Origin of the sequence: Prosthecomicrobium pneumaticum (genome assembly GCF_014199915.1) — a bacterium.
In the GTDB taxonomy this organism is placed as follows: Bacteria; Pseudomonadota; Alphaproteobacteria; order Rhizobiales; family Kaistiaceae; genus Prosthecomicrobium; species Prosthecomicrobium pneumaticum.
In genome coordinates, this window is sequence record NZ_JACHOO010000002.1 from 442,235 (window position 1) to 459,368 (window position 17,134).

Below are 17,134 nucleotides of genomic sequence, written 5' to 3' on the forward strand. Positions count from 1 at the left end.
AGCGTTCAGCTCGGCTTCGGCCCGACCCGCACCACCACCGCCGGGCCGGCCTCGAAGACGCGGCGCGCGGCACGGCGCACATCCTCGATCGTCACGGCGGCGACGAGATCGTTGCGGTGCTCGACATAGTCGATGCCGAGACCGTCGAGCGAGAAGGCGAGCAACTGGCTGGCGATGCGTGACGAGGTGTCGAAGCGGAGCGCGAACGAGCCGATCAGATAATGCTTCGCCTGGTCGAGCTCGGCCTCGGTCGGCCCCTCGCTCGCCAGACGGCGGATCTCCGTCTCGATCAGCGTCAGCGCCTCGTCGCCGCGGTCGGCACGGGTCGCCGTGCCGCCGAAGAAGGCCGCTGCATGATCGAAGGTCGCGAGGCCGGTGCCGACCGAATAGGCGAGGCCGCGCTTCTCGCGCACCTCGGCATAGAGCCGCGAGGAGAAGCCGGCACCGCCGAGGATGTGATTGGCGACGAAAGCCGGCATGAAATCCGGATCGTGCCGCTCGAGGCCGTTGCCGGCGAAGCGGATGACCGCCTGGGGGGTCGAGAAGGCGACCTCGACGAGCCCCGCATCGGCGGGCTTCACATCCGGCACCGGGCGCAGGAACGGGTTCTCCGGCAGATCGCCGAAGGTCGCGTCGAGGAGCGGCCCGAGCGTCTTCGCGTCGATCGCGCCGACGACGACGATGCGCAGATTGGAGCGGGCGAAGGCGGCGCGGCGGAACAGTTCGAGATCGTCCCGCGTGATCGCCGCGACGGTCCGTTCGGTGCCCTCGATCGGCCGGCCATAGGGATGGCCCGGGAACATCGCCGCGGCGAGCGCCTGGCTGGCGAGCGAATCGGGGTCCGTCGAGGCGGCGCGGATGCCCGTCGTCACCGCGTCCTTCATCCGCGCGAGCGGCTCGTCGTCGAAGCGCGGCACGGTGATCGCCCTCTTGAGGAGCGAGAAGGCCTCGTCGCGCGTCTCGACGAGCGTGCGCAGCGTGCCGAAAAAGGCCTCGCGCCCGGCGCTGAAGGAGAGCTCGACCGACAGATCGTCGAGCCGCGCCTGAAACGCTTCGGAGGGAAGATCGCCGGCGCCCTCGTCGAGCATGCCGGAGAGAAGATTGGCAACGCCGGGCTTTTCGGGCGGGTCCTGCGCCGCGCCGCCCCTGAAGGCGAAGTTCATCGCGACGAGCGGCACGGCCTGTTCCTCGACGAGCCAGGCCTCGATGCCCTTGGGGCTGACCACCCGCTCGACCGTCGTCGCCTGGGCGGCACAGGCGAACAGGGCGAAGCCGGCTGCAGCGGCGACGGCGAGGGAATGCTGCGCGAGACGGACGGCGGCGGAGCGGAACATCGCGGTCATGGCGCCTCAGATCGGCTTGGCGGCGGGGGCGGGAAGGAGATAGCCGGTCACGGACCGCTTCAGGTCCAGATATTTCTCGGCGGCGGCGCGGACGTCCTCGGCGGTCACCGCCTCGATCCGGGCGGGATAATCCTGCGCTTTCGCAAGGCTCTCGCCCGTCAGGAGCGCGGTGCCGAGATAGTTGGCGAGGCCGCGGCTCGAATCCTGCGCGTAGATCGCGCCCGCCCGCGTTCGCCGCTTGGCGCGGGCGAGCTCGTCCTCGGTGATGCCGCGATCGCGCAGATCCGCGATCACGCCGTCGATCGCCGCGGCGAGCGTATCGAGCGTCGTCGCGCCCCGCGGCGAAGCGGAGAGGCCGAAGCTGCCGTAATCGAGCTGCGAGCCGGAATACCAGACCCCGGCCGAGGTCGCGATCGCCGCGCCGCGTACCAGTTTGCGATAGAGCCGGCTCTCGGTGCCGCCGCCGAGAATGTCGGCGAGCACGTCGAGCGCCTCGGCCTCGCGACCCGTCGCGCTCGCATAGGACGGCACGAGATAGCGCCGCTGCAGGCTCGGCTGCGCGACGCGCGGATCGGAAAGCGTCACGGCGCGGGCGGCGACGGGCTCGGGCTCCTTCGCCCGGTCGCGCGGGGCGGGCGCGGCACGGCGCGCGACCTTGCCATAGGTCGCCTCGGCGAGCACCCGGACCTCCTCCTCGTCGACATCGCCGGCGACGACGAGGATCGCATTGTTCGGCGTATAGGCGCGGTCGTAGAAGGTGATCGCGTCCTCGCGCGACAGCTCAGCCATCTCGTGCGCCCAGCCGATCACCGGCGTGCCATAGGGGTGACGCTGATAGAGCGCGGCGTCGACCGCCTCGCCGAGCTGCGCCGCCGGATCGGAATCGACCCGCATCCGGCGCTCCTCAAGGATCACGTCCCGCTCCGGCAGCACCGCCGCGTCGTCGAGCACCAGATTGGCCATGCGGTCGGCCTCGAACCCCATCACAAGGCCGAGCTGCTCCTTCGGCACCGTCTGGTGGTAGACGGTGGCATCGTCCGTCGTGAAGGCGTTCTCATTGCCGCCGATCTCGGCGACCTCGGCCGAGAAGACGCCGGCCGGATGGGTCTTCGTGCCCTTGAACATCAGATGTTCGAGGAAATGGGCGATGCCGGACTTGCCGACCGGATCGTCGGCCGAGCCGACGCGATACCACACCATCTGCGTCACCACCGGCGCGCGGCGGTCCGGAACGACGACGACGGAGAGCCCGTTGTCGAGCGTGAATTCGGAGGCGGCCGGCGCGATGCGCGGCACGGCCGGCGTCTCGGCGCGAAGGGGAGCGGCAGAAAGCACCAGCGCCGCGATCAACGCGGCTCCGGCGAGGGCGGAAAGGCGGCGGCGAAGCCTTTTCGTCACAGGCTGGTCCATGGCTCGGGATCGAGCGGCGATCCTTGCCGCTCTTTGCGGCCAGCCTAGGGCGGTTCCCTCGCCGCTGCACGAAAAAGATGCAGCGCGGCGATCCGCCTCACGAACCGTTGCGGAAGAGCCGCACCTGCGCGATGCCGGCCTCGCGCCGGTCGATCTCCTCGAGCCCGTCGATCGGCGCGATCTCGGCCTTCGCGTCCTCCTCGAGCACCAGCAGGGCGCCGGGCGCCAGCCATCCGCCCGCCCGCGCGGAAGCAAGCGCCCGCTCGCCGAGACCCTTGCCATAGGGCGGATCGGCGAAGACGAGATCGAAAGGAGCGAGCGGCGCGACCGGTCCGAGATCGGTGGCGTCGCGGCGGAAGATCTTGGTGCGGCCGGTGAGGCCGAAGGCCTCGACATTGGTGCGGATCAGGCCGCGGCCCTCGGCACCGATCTCGACGAAGAGCACGAAATCCGCGCCGCGCGACAGCGCCTCGATGCCGAGCGCGCCCGTTCCGGCGAAGAGATCGAGCACCCGCGCGCCGGGCACGGGATCGCCGAGCCCGTGCGCCAGCCGGTTGAAGAGGCTCTCGCGCAGCCGGTCGGAGGTCGGCCGGATCGCGGCGCCGGCGGGCGTCGCGAGGGTCCGGCCGCGAAACTCACCGCCGACGACCCGCATCGCCGCCCCGTGTCGGCCCGCGTCCCGGTTTGCCGCCGGTCGGACGGCCACCGCCCGGCTTGCCGCGCGGCGGACCGCTGCGCGACGGACCCTTGCCGCCACCCGCCGCTTCATCGCGCCGCGGCGGCCGGGCCTTGAACGGCCGATCGCCGCCGCCACCCTCTTCGCGACGCGGCTTGAACGGCCGATCGCCGCCACCTTCCTCGCGCCGCGGCTTGAACGGCCGAGCGCCGGCGCCCTCTTCGCGACGCGGCTTGAACGGACGGTCGCCGCCGCCCTCCTCACGCCGCGGCCGGAACGGCCGATCACCGGCAGCTTCCTCGCGCCGCGGCCTGAACGGCCGATCGCCGCCACCTTCCTCGCGCCGAGGCCGGAACGACCGATCGCCGGCGCCCTCTTCGCGACGCGGCTTGAACGGGCGATCGCCGGCGCCCTCCTCACGCCGAGGCCGGAATGGACGGTCGCCGCCACCCTCCTCACGCCGAGGCCGGAACGGCCGATCACCGGCACCTTCCTCGCGCCGCGGCTTGAACGGACGGTCGCCGGCACCTTCCTCGCGCCGCGGCCGGAACGGCCGATCGCCGGCACCTTCCTCACGCCGAGGCCGGAACGGACGGTCACCCGCGCCTCCCTCGCGCCGAGGCCTGAACGGCCGATCGCCTGCGCCCTCCGCGCGCCGCGGCTTGAAGGGGCGGTCGCCGGCGCCTTCCTCGCGCCGGGGGCGGGTGGCGCGCTCGCCCGCGCCCTCCTCGCGACGCGGCCGGACCGGCCGGTCGCCACGCGCGCCGCGACGCTCCTCGGCAGGCTCCGGCTTGGCCGGTGTGCGGCGGCGCGGCGGAGCGTCGCCGGCCGTCGGGGGACGGATCGGCGCGTCGAAATCGGTCTCGGCCTCGTCCATCAGGCGTGGCCCGAGCTGGTCGCGCAGCATGCGGCCGCGGATCTCGACCACCTCGCCCTCCGGCAGGTCGCCGAGCTGGAAGGGCCCGTAGGACACCCGGATCAGCCGGCTCACATCGAGCCCGAGATGGCCGAGAATCTTCTTCACCTCGCGGTTCTTGCCCTCGCGAAGTCCGAGCGTCAGCCAGGTATTGGCGCCCTGCACCCGGTCGATCACCGCCTCGACCGCGCCATAGACGACGCCCTCGATGGTCAGCCCGTCGGCGAGCGGCAGGAGATCGGCCGGCGTGATCTCGCGGCCATAGGCGCGCACCCGGTAGCGCCGCAGCCAGCCGGTCGCCGGCAGTTCGAGCACGCGGGCGAGCCCGCCGTCATTGGTGAGCAGCAGGAGGCCTTCGGTGTTGATGTCGAGCCGGCCCACCGCGACGACGCGCGGCAGCTCGTCGGGCAGCGAATCGAACACGGTCGGCCGCCCCTCGGGGTCGCGCGCCGTGGTGACGAGGCCGCGCGGCTTGTGATAGAGCCACAGCCGCGTCCGCTCGCGCTCCGGCAGCGGCTCGCCGTCGACCGTCACCGAATCGCCGGGCTTGACGTTCACTGCCGGGCTCGTCAGCGTCCGGCCGTTGATGGCGACGCGGCCCTCCTCGATCCAGCGCTCGGCGTCGCGGCGCGAGCAGAGGCCCGCGCGGGCGAGCACCTTGGCGATGCGGTCGATCCGTTCGTCGCCGGCGGCCTCGTCGCGGCCGTTGCGTTTCCTCGTGTCGGTCATGAGAGTTCGTGATCCTCGCGGCGGCGCCATCGGCGGCGCGGCCCATTAGAGCGGACTGTTAGCAGAGGGAAGAGCGGCTTGCGAGATCGATCGGAGGCGGCGCCCTCCTTCATGGCGCTGGCGCTCGAAGAGGCCCGTGCCGCGGCGGCGCGCGGCGAGGTTCCGGTCGGCGCGGTGATCGTGCGCGACGGCACCGTGATCGCCCGCGCCGGCAACGAGACGCTGGCGGCGAAGGACCCGACCGCCCATGCCGAGATGCTGGTGATCCGCGCGGCGGCCGCCGCGCTCGGCTCGGAGCGGCTCACCGGCTGCGATCTCTACGTCACCCTCGAACCCTGCCCGATGTGTGCGGCCGCGATCTCGTTCGCCCGCATCCGCCGGCTCTATTTCGGCGCCGGCGACGAGAAGGGCGGCGCGGTCGAGCACGGCGTCCGCCTCTACGCCCAGCCGACCTGCCACCACGCTCCCGAGACCTATGGCGGCCTCGCCGAGCGCGAGGCGGCCGACCTGCTGCGCGGGTTTTTCCGCGCCAGACGGGAATGAGGCGCGCTCGGGCCGTCCGTCAGGCGGGCAGCGGCGGGGCGGATCGGGCGGGAACCCGCCCCGAATAGACGTTTAATCTTTCGGCACGAGTGAAATTGGTTTTCCGTTCCTCGTCAGCGGCACGCGGGCGGCGATCATAGCCGGGCTTCAACCCGCGGAATTCATTGCCGCCCCCGACCGTCGAGACCGGATCCCATCATGGCCCGCCCGCCGCATTTCGATCTGCCTTCTGGCGCCGCGCGCGACCGCGCCGGCCCCTCCCGCCGCAGCGTCATGGCGGGGGTCGGCCTCTCCGCGCTCGCCCTCGCCGTGGCGCCGGGCCGCATGGTGCTCACCGCCGCCGCGACCGAGAACGACACGCTCAAGGTGATCTATCCCGCCTTCTCGCAGGACTGGTCGCCGATCCGCGGCGGCGGCCAGACCTATCGGCTGAACGCCTTCTGGTGGGCCTCGCCGCTCTATTATGACGGCGAGGGGCAGATCCATCCCTATGTCTTCACCAGCTGGACTTCGAACGCCGAATTCACGGAATGGGTGTTCACCCTCGATCCCGCGGCGAAGTTCTCCGACGGCAGCCCGATCACGGCCGACGAGGTGAAGGGCTCGTGGGAGATCGCCGCCGTTCCGGCCACCAAGAACCAGCGCATCGAGCAGGTGATCGGCACGGTGGAGGGCTTCGGCGCGGTGCAGAGCGGCGCGGCGTCGACCCTGTCGGGCGTCTCCGTCAAGGACGAGAAGACGCTCGTCGTCCGGCTCTCGCGGCCCGATCCGATCTTCTTCGCGAAGCTCGCCAACCAGTTGGCGCCGGTGATCAAGGCGTCGGCGGCGCGCGACGAGACGGGCGCCGAGATCGCCGAATGGTGGCGTCCGGAGAACGGCGTTGCGGTGAGCGGACCGTTCGCGCCGGTGTCGATCGACCTCGATGCCGGCAAGCTCGTCTTCGAGCGCAATCCCCATTTCTTCGGCCCGACGCCGAAGCTCGCCCGCGTCGAGGTGACGGCGATCGAGGACCAGGTGGCGGCCACGCTCCTCCTCAAGGAGCGCCGCTACGATCTCCACACCCTGCTGCAGACGGCGACCGTGGTCGACGATCTCGGTGCCGACTTCGTCGCCGGGCCGCCGGCGCCGGAAGGCGAGCATTTCTGGTTCAATGTCAGCCGCGCCCCGACCGATGATCCGAAGGTGCGCCTCGCCCTGATCAAGGCGATCGATCGCGACGGGCTGATCAAGGCGAGCTATCCGAAGGGGCCGGAGACCAAGGCCGACCAGATCCTGCACGCCGTGCCGGGCGTCGATCCGAATTATCCGGCGATCGGCTATGATCCGGAGGGCGCGAAGAAGCTGCTCGCCGAATCGCGCTACAAGACCGCCGCCGCCCTGCCGAAGCTCAATTTCGTCGGCATCGCCCGGCCGGCGCACAAGGTGGCGGCGCAATACATCGCCGAGCAGTGGCGCCAGGTGCTCGGCATCGAGGCGGTCGACATGAAGCCGCAGATCGATGCCTTCTCCGGCCCCGACCAGGCGCAGGTGCAGATCTTCCGCGACAGCGTCAACGCCCGGGTTCCCGACGCCACCGCCTTCCTGCTCGGCGCGGTGCATTCCGGCTCCTCGAACGCGAAGAACAAGCTGGGCGGCTACAAGAACGCCGAGGTGGACACCCTGCTCGAACAGGCCTCGGTGCTGGCACTCGACGACCCGAAGCGGATCGAACTGGCGCAGCGGGCGCAGGTGCTCGCCGGCGCCGATGCCCTCTATATTCCGTGGATCTACCGCAACATGCCGGTCTGGGCGATGCCCTGGGTGAAGGGTGTGGCGAAGAATGCGGACTGGCAGGTCTTCGCGCCCTGGGCGATCTCGATCGAATCCTGACCCGGCTCCGTCCGTTCTCCTTCATAGTGGCCGGCCATCCGCTCGCGGATGGCCGGCCGTTTCACGCCGAGACCCTTTCACGCCTGGAGTGCCCCCCTTGAAGATCGCCAAGGTCGAACCGCTTCTGATCGACATCTTCCTTTTCGTCCGGATCACGACGGATAACGGTCTCGTCGGGCTCGGCGAATCCGGCACGTGGGGCCATCTCGAGGCGAGTGCGGCCGCCGTCGCGAAGTTCGGCGAGTATCTCGTCGGCAAGGATGCCGGCGCCATCGAGCATCATTGGAACGTGATGCACCGCTCGAACCATTTTACCGGCGCCGCGATCAACGGCGCCCTCTCGGCGATCGACATCGCGCTGTGGGACCTGAAGGGCAAGGCGCTCGGCGTGCCGGTCTATGAACTGCTCGGCGGCCGCTATCGCCACAAGGCCCGGGTCTACGCCTGGGTGAAGGGGCGCAACACCGACGAACTGGTCGAGGAATCGGCGAAGCGGAAGGCCGAGGGCTATACCGCGATCGGACACCTCAACCCCTTTCTCGACGAGTCCGAGACGAGCACCTATTTCCAGACCCATGCGGCGCGCATGGATGCCGCGATCGACCGTATCCGGCGGGTGCGCGAGGCGGTCGGCCCCGAGGTCGACATCTGCCTCGAACTGCATCGCCGCCTGACCGTGCCGGAGGCGGTGACGCTCGGACGGGCGCTCGAGCCCTACCACCCCTATTTCTACGAGGACCCGCTCAAGCCGGCGAGCCCGGATGCCATGGCTTGGGTGGCGGACCATATTCCGCTGCCCGTCGCGACCGGCGAACGGTTCATCAACCTGCAGCAGTTCCAGACTCTGCTCGCCCGCCGCGGCGTCGAGTTCCTGCGCACCTCGCTCGCGATCTGCGGCGGCATCACCGGCGGCCGGAAGATCGCCGCGCTCGCCGAGGCGAGCGACGCGCAGATCATCCCGCACAATCCGGTCTCCCCGGTCGGCCTCGCCGCCTGCCTGCAGCTCGCCGCGGCGATCCCCAACTTCGCGATCCAGGAATATCCGATCGGCACGCCGCATATCGATGGCCGGAAAGGGTTGGTCGGCGAGGATTTCCTGATCGGCACGCCGAAGGCGGAGAACGGCTTCATCACCATTTCGGACGCGCCGGGCCTCGGCATCGCGCTCGCCCCCGAAGCGGAGAAGCGCTTTCCGCCGCGCCGCCGCTCGATCCAGCACATCCACGCCCGGCTGCACGCCGACGGCTCGGTGCTCGATCACTGAGGGCGGCCCGCGGCCAAAGAAAAAGGGCGCGGCCGAGGCCGCGCCCTTCTCGATTTCGGACCGGACGGAAGGCGATCGCCCGGCTACCGGAGCGCTGCCCGCTCCAGAGTCGCCGTCACCCACCGGTTCAGGCTGAGGCCGGCGCGCTTCGCAGCGCTGACGAAAGCTCTGTGCTGTTCGGGCTCGGCCCGAACGACGAACTGGCCCGAAAACGGCCTCTCGGGCTCCTCGCCCCGCTGCGCGCAGAACGCCAGATAATCGTCGACCGAATCCCCAAAGGCCTGCTTGAGCTCGGCGACGGATCGCCCTTGGAAGGTGATCACATCGCGCAGGTTCATCACCTCGCCGTGGAACAGCTCCGCCTCCTCGTCATAGCCGACGACGGCCTCATACCCCTTGTAGTTCATCGTGTTCATGGTGCGATCTCCGCTTCGAGCAGGAAGCGCCGGACAGACTTGACCGCGCCCTTGTCCGTCTCCTTCTGCGGATGAGGGCGATGGAACACGGCGCGAACGCCATTCAGCGCCACCCGCACCCGCGAGCCCTGCCCTTCGCTCATCTCGGCACCGCATGCCGCGAGGAGGGCCTCGATATCGCGCCAGACGATGCCGGCGCGAACCGGTTCGGCAAAGAGGGCATCGAGCGTCATCCGGTGCTTCTTGCTCAACGTCATATAGTATCACTATCAGGTATCATTGGGAACCAGAGCGGTGCGCCACCGGGGACGTCAGTGGTAGATCGGCCTATGAGCGCCCGAGCACGGCAAGTCTGGGCGCAATGGCCAAAGGCTGCAACCGCGCCGTGCCACGCGGCCAAAGAAAAAGGGCGCGGCCTCGGCCGCGCCCTTCTTGATCCTGGACCGGAAGGCCGGACTTAGAAGTCCATGCCGCCCATGCCGCCGCCCGGCATCGCCGGCGCAGCCGCTTCCTTCTTCGGACGCTCGGCGATCAGCGCCTCGGTGGTGACGATCAGGCTCGACACCGACGCGGCGTCCTGCAGCGCGGTGCGCACGACCTTGGTCGGGTCGATGATGCCGGCCGCGACGAGATCCACATAGGTCTCGCTCTGGGCGTCGAAGCCGAAGGTGTCGCCCTTCGACTCGAGCACCTTGCCGACGACGATCGATCCCTCGACGCCCGAGTTCTCGGCGATCTGGCGGATCGGCGCCTCGAGGGCGCGCAGCACGATCTTGATGCCGGCCTCGACGTCCGGATTGTCGGACTTCAGCTTCTCGACGGCCTTCTTGGCGCGCAGCAGAGCCGTGCCGCCGCCCGGGACGATGCCTTCCTCGACCGCGGCGCGGGTCGCGTTGAGCGCGTCGTCGACGCGGTCCTTGCGCTCCTTCACCTCGACCTCGGTCGCGCCGCCGACGCGGATCACCGCGACGCCGCCCGCGAGCTTCGCCAGACGCTCCTGGAGCTTCTCGCGATCATAGTCCGAGGTGGTCTCCTCGATCTGGGCCTTGATCTGGCTGACGCGGGCCTCGATCTCTTTCTTCTTGCCGGCGCCGTCGACGATGGTCGTGTTCTCCTTGGAGATCGTGACCTTCTTGGCGCGGCCGAGCATGGCGAGCGTGACGCTCTCGAGCTTGATGCCGAGATCCTCGGAGATGACCTGGCCGGCGGTCAGCACGGCGATGTCCTCGAGCATGGCCTTGCGGCGGTCACCGAAGCCCGGCGCCTTGACGGCCGCGACCTTGAGGCCGCCCCGCAGCTTGTTGACGACGAGCGTGGCGAGCGCCTCGCCCTCGACATCCTCGGAGATGATGAGGAGCGGCTTGCCGGTCTGGACGACGGCCTCGAGCACCGGCAGCATCGACTGCAGGTTGGAGAGCTTCTTCTCGTGCAGGAGGATGTAGGGATCCTCGAGCTCGGTGATCATCTTCTCGGCGTTGGTGATGAAATACGGCGAGAGATAGCCGCGGTCGAACTGCATGCCCTCGACGACTTCGAGTTCGGTCTCGGCGGTCTTGGCTTCCTCGACCGTGATGACGCCCTCGTTGCCGACCTTCTGCATCGCATTGGCGATCATCTGGCCGATTTCCTTCTCGCCATTCGCCGAGATGGTGCCGACCTGAGCGACCTCTTCCGAGGTCTTGATCTTCTTCGAGCGCTTCTCGAGATCCTTGACGGCCTCGGCGACGGCGAGATCGATGCCGCGCTTGAGGTCCATCGGGTTCATGCCGGCGGCAACCGCCTTGGCGCCTTCCTTGACGATCGCCTGGGCGAGCACGGTGGCGGTGGTGGTGCCGTCACCGGCGATGTCGTTGGTCTTCGAGGCGACTTCGCGAACGAGCTGAGCGCCGAGATTCTCGAACTTGTCCTCGAGCTCGATCTCCTTGGCGACGGTCACACCGTCCTTGGTGATGCGCGGCGCGCCGAAGGACTTCTCGATGACGACGTTACGGCCCTTCGGACCCAGCGTCACCTTCACCGCATTGGCGAGGATGTCGACGCCGCGCAGCATCTTCTCGCGGGCATCAGCAGAAAACTTGACGTCTTTGGCAGCCATTTCTGGTTCCTTTCAATCTCGGGGCAATGGAAAAGGCGCGTCGGCGGAGCCGTTACGCGGCCTTCTTGCTTTCGGCCTTGCCCTCGACGACGCCGAGAATGTCCGACTCCTTCATAATCAGGAGCTCTTCACCGTCGATCTTGACTTCGGTGCCGGACCACTTGCCGAACAGGATGCGGTCGCCGGCCTTCACGTCGAGCGCGACCAGCTTGCCGCTGTCGTCACGGGTGCCCGGACCGACGGCGACGACCTCGCCCTCCTGGGGCTTTTCCTTGGCGGTGTCGGGGATGATGATCCCGCCGGCCGTCTTTTCTTCGGACGCCAGGCGGCGAACAACGACCCGGTCATGCAGAGGACGGAATCCCATGTCTCTCTCCTGAGATATCTGAAAGCGGACCCCCTCGCGAGTCCGTCCGGAATGCCGCTGTTAGCACTCTCACGGATCGAGTGCCAACGAGCGCGCCGGATTTAGGATTGGGGGTGAGACTTGTCAAGGCCGGGCGACGATCGATCGCGGCCGCAGCGCCGCAGACCGGCCGTTGCGCCTGCTCATGCCGGCGGAAAGGGACGAAAGAAGGGCGCGCGGAGGAACGCCGTGGCGCCGAGCGGCGGCAGGGAGACACGAGCGGGCGCCTCATGAGCCCGCCCGGTCATCCCTCGCGCCGCTTCCAGGAAAAGCCGGCCTCGGCGTGCCCGACTTCAGGGCGCGACGGCCATCGGCAGCGTCGCCGTCACCGTCCGCCCCTGCGCCTCGCCCGCGTCGAGCGTCAGCACGAGCTCGTAATCGCCCGGCCGCAGCGTCGGCAGCGTGAAGGCGAGCGCGATGTGGAAGAGGCGCGAGGCGGCACCGGCGGGCGCCGCGATCGGCGGCAGATCGGTCGCCTTCGCATAGATGAGGCCGCGCGCGTCGCGAATCTCGATCGTCGGCGCGAGCGTCGACCCGGCAACGCCGAGCGGTTCGGCATAGATCGTCACGGTGTCGCCGGCGCGGAACGGCCCCGCCGCCCGCGGGGTGTAGAGCCCGTAACCGTCGATCCGCGACGCGAAGGCGGCGGTCTTGAGCGCGAAGGGCGCGGCGGCGGCGAAGGCATCATAGGCGGCATCGAGTGCGGCGGCGGCCCCGGCCGCATCGCCCGCGGCGAGCTTCGCCTCCGCCTCAGCGGCGCGCTCCGCGATCGGCCCGGCCGAAGCCGCCGTCGGAACCAGCATGGCGATCAGGACCGCGGCCAGGGAACCGCGCATGGCGCTCCCGGCGATCCGGGAACCGCTTCGTCTCATCATCCCACCCCTCACCGGACGCCGCGGGAGGCGCCCGTTTCAGCCCACGGACCGACCATGCCGCAGCTTGGCCGTAGGACGCAAGTGCAGCACGAGATGCGGGCGTAGCAAAAACGAGGCGCGGCAAGGGCCGTTTCGGCGCCGTAACGCTCAGCCGGCTCTCAGCCGGTCCGCCGTTCCTGCCAGGCGAGCCGTTTGCGGTAGATGGTGGAGGGGCTGATCTCGAGCGCGGCTGCGGCCCGCGCGACATTGCCGCCGAAGGCCGCGACGGCCGCCTCGATGATCGTCCGTTCCTGCTCCCAGAAGGGTGTGACGACGATCGGCTGGCCGAGGGCGGCCGCGAGCACCGGCGCCGCCGCACCGCGCGCGCCGGCCGCAACCGCCGCCGGCAACATGCCGCAGGTGACCATCTCACCATCCTCGAGCACGACGATCCGCCGCACGACGTTCTGGAGCTCGCGCACATTGCCGGGCCAGATGTGGCGGCCGAGCGCCTCCGCCGCCCCGGCGTCGAAGCCGCGAAAGGCCTTGCGCTCCTCGGCGGCGTAGCGGGCGAGGAAGGCTTCGGCGAGCGCCATCACATCGTCGCCGCGCTCCCGCAGCGCCGGCAGATGGATCGGCAGCACGTGCAGACGGTAGAAGAGATCCTCGCGGAAGCGCCCGGCGGCGATCTCGACGAGCGGATCGCGATGGGTGGCGCAGACGAAGCGGACGTCGATCCGGCGGTCCTCGCCGTCGCCGACCCGCCGCACCATGCCGGTCTGCACGAAGCGCAACAGCTTCGCCTGCAGCGCCATGTCCATCTCGCCGATCTCGTCGAGAAACAGCGTGCCGCCGTCCGCGCGCTCGGCCGCGCCGGCGCGCGTCTCGGTCGCTCCCGTAAAGGCGCCGCGGACATGGCCGAAGATCTCGCTCTCCATCAGATCCTTCGGGATGGCGCTGCAATTGAGCGCCACGAAGGGGCCGTCGGCCCGGCCCGAGCGGGCGTGGATCGCTTCGGCGCAGACCTCCTTGCCCGTCCCGCTCTCGCCCGTGACGAAGACCGGCGCACGCGAGGGCGCGATCCGCTCGATCTGGTCGTAGACGCGCCGCATCGCCGGCGAGCGGCCGATGAAGCCTTCGAAGTCCTCGCGTGGCACGGCGGTCGGCGGCAGTTCGACGGCCACCGGGTCGCGAGTCCAGTTCGCCACCGCCGCCTCGATCCGCTCGATCAGGGCGGCGGGACCGAACGGCTTCGGCAGGAAGTCGACGGCGCCCGCCCGCATCGCCGCGACCGCCGTGCTCACCGAGCCGCGTGCGCTCGTCGCGATCACCGCAGTCGCGCCGGTGGCGAGGCGGCCGAGACGGTCGGTTCCGCCGACACTGTCGAGATCGGCGACGAGAATCCCGCGCTCGCCGGCGCCGAAGCCGGGCGCCTCTTCGGCGGAGGCCACAGCCTGGGCGGCGAAGCGGCCGTCGCGCGACGCCTCGAGCTGCGCCGCGATCAGCCGCCGCTGCGCCGGGTCGCGATCGACGATGACGACGCGGACGGGCGCGGCAGAGCCGGCGCTGCGGGCTCGGGCGAGGAGGATGGGCTCGGGCAAACCCTGCTCCGGCATGGTGGATCGACGGTCTCCGGCGCCGCCGGCCAAGATGTGGCAGCCCCTGCGCGACAATCGGCGAACAGGGTAAAGAAAGCGTTGTCCGGTGATGGCGAGGCGGATGCCGTGCCGCGGGCTTGACCGGGCGGCGCGGCCCTTCTAACCCCGCGGCCATGAACAACACCACACCGCACCCGATCACCGGCCTGAGCGCGATCGCCGATCGCTACAGCGTCGTCCTCTGCGACGTCTGGGGCGTCGTCCATAACGGCGTGGTCTCCTGGCCCGCGGCACGCGACGCGCTCGCCCGCTTCCGCGCCGGTGGCGGCACGGTGATTCTGGTGACCAACGCCCCGCGCCCGCACTATGCCGTGCGTCCGCAGCTCGCGGCGCTCGGGGTCGAGCCGGAGTGTTTCGACACGGTCGTGACGTCGGGCGACGTGACGCGGGACCTCCTCGCCGCCCATCCCGGCGCCAAGGCCTTCCATCTCGGTGCGGAACGCGATCTCGGCCTCTATGACGGGCTCGATCTCTCGCTCGCCGCGGCCGAGGAGGCCGATCTCATCTCCTGCACCGGCCTGTTCGACGACACGGTCGAGACGCCGGACGACTATCAGGCCCTGCTCGAGCGCTTTCGCGCGCGCAACGTGCCGATGATCTGCGCCAACCCCGACCGTGTCGTCGAGCGCGGCCACCAGTTGATCTACTGCGCCGGAGCGCTCGCCGAACGCTATCGCGAGCTGGGCGGCTCGGCTCTGATCGCCGGCAAGCCGCACCGGCCGATCTACGAGGCGGCGCTCGCCCGTGCGGCGGAGGCCGGGGCCGGCGCGGTGCCGCTCGACCGGGTGCTGGCGATCGGCGACGGCGCGCCGACCGACCTGCGCGGCGCGGTCGATTTCGGCCTCGACGTTCTGTTCGTCACGGCCGGCATCCATTCCGCCGATTTCGGCCCGGCGGACGATCCGGACCGGGACGCCGTGCATCGCTTCCTCGCTGCCGAACGCCTCGGCGCCACCGCCTTCATCCCGCGTCTCGCCTGGTGAACCGGCCGCGCGGAGATCGCGGCGGCGCCTTGTCTGCCGCACCGCAACGAGGCCTTGACCGCGGGGGATGGGAACGCCACGTTGCGGCCGCTCGCAGGACCCCGTCCGAACCCTCTCCTCGCTCCTCTTCCCCGTGCCGATCGTTGCAGTGTCCATGGCCGACCCGCTGACGCCGCTCTCCCTCGAAACGCTGCCGCCGCACCTCGCCGGCGGCGTCGTCGCAATCGGCAATTTCGACGGCGTGCATCGCGGCCATCAGGCGCTGCTCGCGGCGACCCGCAGCGAGGCGCGCAGCCGCGGCCTGAAGGCGCTCGTGCTCACCTTCGAGCCGCATCCGCGCGATTTCTTCCGGCCCGACCCGCCGGTCTTCCGGCTCACCCCGCCGGCCGCCAAGGCACGCCTCCTCACCGCGCTCGGCTTCGACGGGCTCGTCGTGCTGCCCTTCGACCGCGATCTCGCGGCGATGGAGCCGGGCCGCTTCGTCGAGAAGGTTCTGGTCGGCGGCCTCGGCGTCGCCGGCGCCGTCGTCGGCCATGATTTCCACTTCGGCCGCGACCGTGCCGGCACCCCGGCCTTCCTCGGCGCCGCCGCCGCCCGGCACGGCTTCCGCCTCGCGGTGCTGGCGCCGGTCGTCGACACGGGCGGCGTCCCCTTTTCGTCGAGCCGCATCCGCGCGCTCCTCGAGGCGGGCGATGTCGCCGCGGCGAACGAGGCGCTCGGCTACCGCTTCTTCGTGCTCGGCACGGTGATCGACGGCGACAAACGCGGCCGCGAACTGGGCTATCCGACCGCCAACATCCGGCTCGGCGCCGACAGCCGCCTGCGTCACGGCATCTATGCGGTGGAGATGACGCGCGCCGACGGCACGGTGCTCGAAGGCGTCGCGAGCTACGGCCGGCGGCCGACCTTCGATGACGGCCCGCCGCTCCTCGAAGTGTTCGCCTTCGACTTCTCCGGCGATCTCTATGGCGAGCGCGTCGCGGTCCGCTTCCACACCTTCCTGCGCGGCGAGGAGAAGTTCGACAGCGTCGCCGCCCTGATCGCCCAGATGGACCGCGATTCGGCCGCCGCCCGCGCAATTCTCGCCGAAGCCGCGGCGCCGGGACCGATCGACCGGGCGCTCCCCGCCCCGCTCTGAACGGTCGCGACGAGTTGCCGGGCCGACGCGGCCGGGTTAGAAGCGAGAGCGCCGGAATTTCGCCCGCTTCTTCGGGCAAAGCGCAGTCGCCCCGCCTCACTTCGGCGGAATCGGGAGAGCCGTTCTGATGCCGTCCTTCGCCGCCTCGCGCCGCCTCTGCGGTCTCGCCGCCGCAAGCCTCGCCGTCGCCGCGCTCGCCGGCTGTTCCGGCACCACCTACGGCACGGGCAAGGCGCCCGAACTGCAGACCATGGAGGACGTGCTCGGCATCGTCTCCCTGAGCGGGCCGTCGAAGGAAGAGGTGGAATATCGCCCGCGCGGCGCCATCGTCGACCCGAAGTCGAAGTCGCTGCCGCCGCCCGCCGAGGCGACCGCCTATACCGACCCGGCCTGGCCGCGCGATCCCGATGCCGAGCGGCGCGCCCGCTCCCGCGAGGACGACACGCCGCGGCTCGACAATCTCACCCCGTCCGAACGCGCCGCGCGCGATCCCGGTTTCCGGCTCCCGAAGGGCCAGGAAATGGGCCGCATCCGCGACGAGAGCAAGCCGATGGATCCCGAGGAGGCCAAGAAGATCTGGGCCTCGATGCGCAAGAACAAGGGCGGCTCGTTCGACGAGGAAGGCCGGCCGGTGCGCCGCTATCTGACCGACCCGCCGAGCACCTACCGCGAATTCGACCCCAATTCGCCGACCGACCTGCCCGAGCCGAAGAAGAAGAAGTGGAAGATCTGGCCGTTCGGCAGCTGAGGCCGCGCGTCCCCATCGCCCATCCGAGACGGAGCCCGGCCCCTGCGCCGGGCTTTTTCATGAACGGCCTGTCATGTTCCGTTCAC

Annotated in this window: 16 protein-coding genes; 6 read left to right on the forward strand and 10 right to left on the reverse strand. The window is 70.2% G+C overall.

Features of this window, described 5'->3' with window-relative positions:
* Positions 1-5 precede the first annotated feature (5 nt).
* The 4 genes from GGQ63_RS05785 to GGQ63_RS05800 form a co-directional block, all read right to left on the reverse strand.
* A complete protein-coding gene (locus GGQ63_RS05785; RefSeq protein ID WP_183853485.1) occupies positions 6-1,343 on the reverse strand; it encodes a M16 family metallopeptidase in 1,338 nt (445 codons plus the stop codon).
* Between the two features lie 6 nt (positions 1,344-1,349).
* The gene (locus tag GGQ63_RS05790) at positions 1,350-2,741 is read right to left on the reverse strand and encodes a M16 family metallopeptidase (protein WP_343061086.1); all 1,392 of its coding nucleotides are present in this window, start codon (positions 2,739-2,741) and stop codon (positions 1,350-1,352) included.
* Between the two features lie 109 nt (positions 2,742-2,850).
* Positions 2,851-3,408 (reverse strand): 16S rRNA (guanine(966)-N(2))-methyltransferase RsmD, encoded by a 558-nt coding sequence (rsmD, locus tag GGQ63_RS05795; protein WP_183853489.1) that lies wholly within the window; start codon positions 3,406-3,408, stop codon positions 2,851-2,853.
* Positions 3,389-5,074: a pseudouridine synthase gene (locus GGQ63_RS05800; protein WP_183853491.1), complete on the reverse strand. Its 1,686-nt coding sequence runs from the start codon at positions 5,072-5,074 to the stop codon at positions 3,389-3,391. The genes rsmD and GGQ63_RS05800 overlap by 20 nt, the downstream gene beginning before the upstream one ends.
* Before the next feature lie 111 nt (positions 5,075-5,185).
* On the opposite strand from GGQ63_RS05800, the gene GGQ63_RS05805 reads away from it, so the two are divergent.
* The 3 genes from GGQ63_RS05805 (at position 5,186) to GGQ63_RS05815 (ending at position 8,750) form a co-directional block, all read left to right on the forward strand.
* A complete protein-coding gene (locus GGQ63_RS05805) occupies positions 5,186-5,617 on the forward strand; it encodes a nucleoside deaminase (RefSeq protein WP_183854054.1) in 432 nt (143 codons plus the stop codon).
* Between the two features lie 198 nt (positions 5,618-5,815).
* Positions 5,816-7,486: an ABC transporter substrate-binding protein gene (locus GGQ63_RS05810; protein ID WP_183853493.1), complete on the forward strand. Its 1,671-nt coding sequence runs from the start codon at positions 5,816-5,818 to the stop codon at positions 7,484-7,486.
* An 88-nt stretch (positions 7,487-7,574) separates the two neighbouring features.
* Entirely contained in the window at positions 7,575-8,750 is a 1,176-nt protein-coding gene (locus GGQ63_RS05815) for a mandelate racemase/muconate lactonizing enzyme family protein (protein ID WP_425502062.1), read from the forward strand.
* Between the two features lie 83 nt (positions 8,751-8,833).
* Here the strand turns inward: GGQ63_RS05815 and GGQ63_RS05820 are convergent, their stop codons facing one another.
* From GGQ63_RS05820 to GGQ63_RS05845, 6 genes are all read right to left on the reverse strand, one after another.
* On the reverse strand, positions 8,834-9,166 hold the full coding sequence (locus tag GGQ63_RS05820; RefSeq protein ID WP_210308396.1) for a type II toxin-antitoxin system HicB family antitoxin: 333 nt from the start codon (positions 9,164-9,166) through the stop codon (positions 8,834-8,836).
* The gene (locus GGQ63_RS05825) at positions 9,163-9,423 is read right to left on the reverse strand and encodes a type II toxin-antitoxin system HicA family toxin (RefSeq protein ID WP_183853497.1); all 261 of its coding nucleotides are present in this window, start codon (positions 9,421-9,423) and stop codon (positions 9,163-9,165) included. Before GGQ63_RS05825 ends, GGQ63_RS05820 begins: the two co-directional genes overlap by 4 nt.
* 200 nt (positions 9,424-9,623) lie before the next feature.
* The gene (gene groL / locus GGQ63_RS05830; protein WP_183853499.1) at positions 9,624-11,261 is read right to left on the reverse strand and encodes a chaperonin GroEL; all 1,638 of its coding nucleotides are present in this window, start codon (positions 11,259-11,261) and stop codon (positions 9,624-9,626) included.
* A 52-nt stretch (positions 11,262-11,313) separates the two neighbouring features.
* Positions 11,314-11,628: a co-chaperone GroES gene (gene groES / locus GGQ63_RS05835; RefSeq protein ID WP_183853501.1), complete on the reverse strand. Its 315-nt coding sequence runs from the start codon at positions 11,626-11,628 to the stop codon at positions 11,314-11,316.
* Between the two features lie 332 nt (positions 11,629-11,960).
* Entirely contained in the window at positions 11,961-12,503 is a 543-nt protein-coding gene (locus GGQ63_RS05840; RefSeq protein WP_183853503.1) for a hypothetical protein, read from the reverse strand.
* 197 nt (positions 12,504-12,700) lie between these two features.
* Positions 12,701-14,122, reverse strand: coding sequence for a sigma-54-dependent transcriptional regulator (locus tag GGQ63_RS05845; protein ID WP_246429630.1), 1,422 nt, complete (start codon positions 14,120-14,122; stop codon positions 12,701-12,703).
* A 170-nt stretch (positions 14,123-14,292) separates the two neighbouring features.
* Here GGQ63_RS05845 and GGQ63_RS05850 point away from each other — a divergent pair, with 170 nt between their 5' ends.
* The 3 genes from GGQ63_RS05850 to GGQ63_RS05860 all read left to right on the forward strand — a co-directional run bounded on the left by GGQ63_RS05850 (position 14,293) and on the right by GGQ63_RS05860 (position 17,048).
* Positions 14,293-15,162: a TIGR01459 family HAD-type hydrolase gene (locus tag GGQ63_RS05850; protein WP_183853508.1), complete on the forward strand. Its 870-nt coding sequence runs from the start codon at positions 14,293-14,295 to the stop codon at positions 15,160-15,162.
* A 154-nt stretch (positions 15,163-15,316) separates the two neighbouring features.
* Positions 15,317-16,300 carry a bifunctional riboflavin kinase/FAD synthetase gene (locus tag GGQ63_RS05855; RefSeq protein WP_183854058.1) on the forward strand — a complete coding sequence of 328 codons (984 nt, stop codon included), beginning with the start codon at positions 15,317-15,319 and terminating at the stop codon, positions 16,298-16,300.
* A gap of 127 nt (positions 16,301-16,427) precedes the next feature.
* Positions 16,428-17,048, forward strand: coding sequence for a hypothetical protein (locus GGQ63_RS05860; RefSeq protein WP_183853510.1), 621 nt, complete (start codon positions 16,428-16,430; stop codon positions 17,046-17,048).
* The last annotated feature ends 86 nt before the right edge of the window (positions 17,049-17,134 follow it).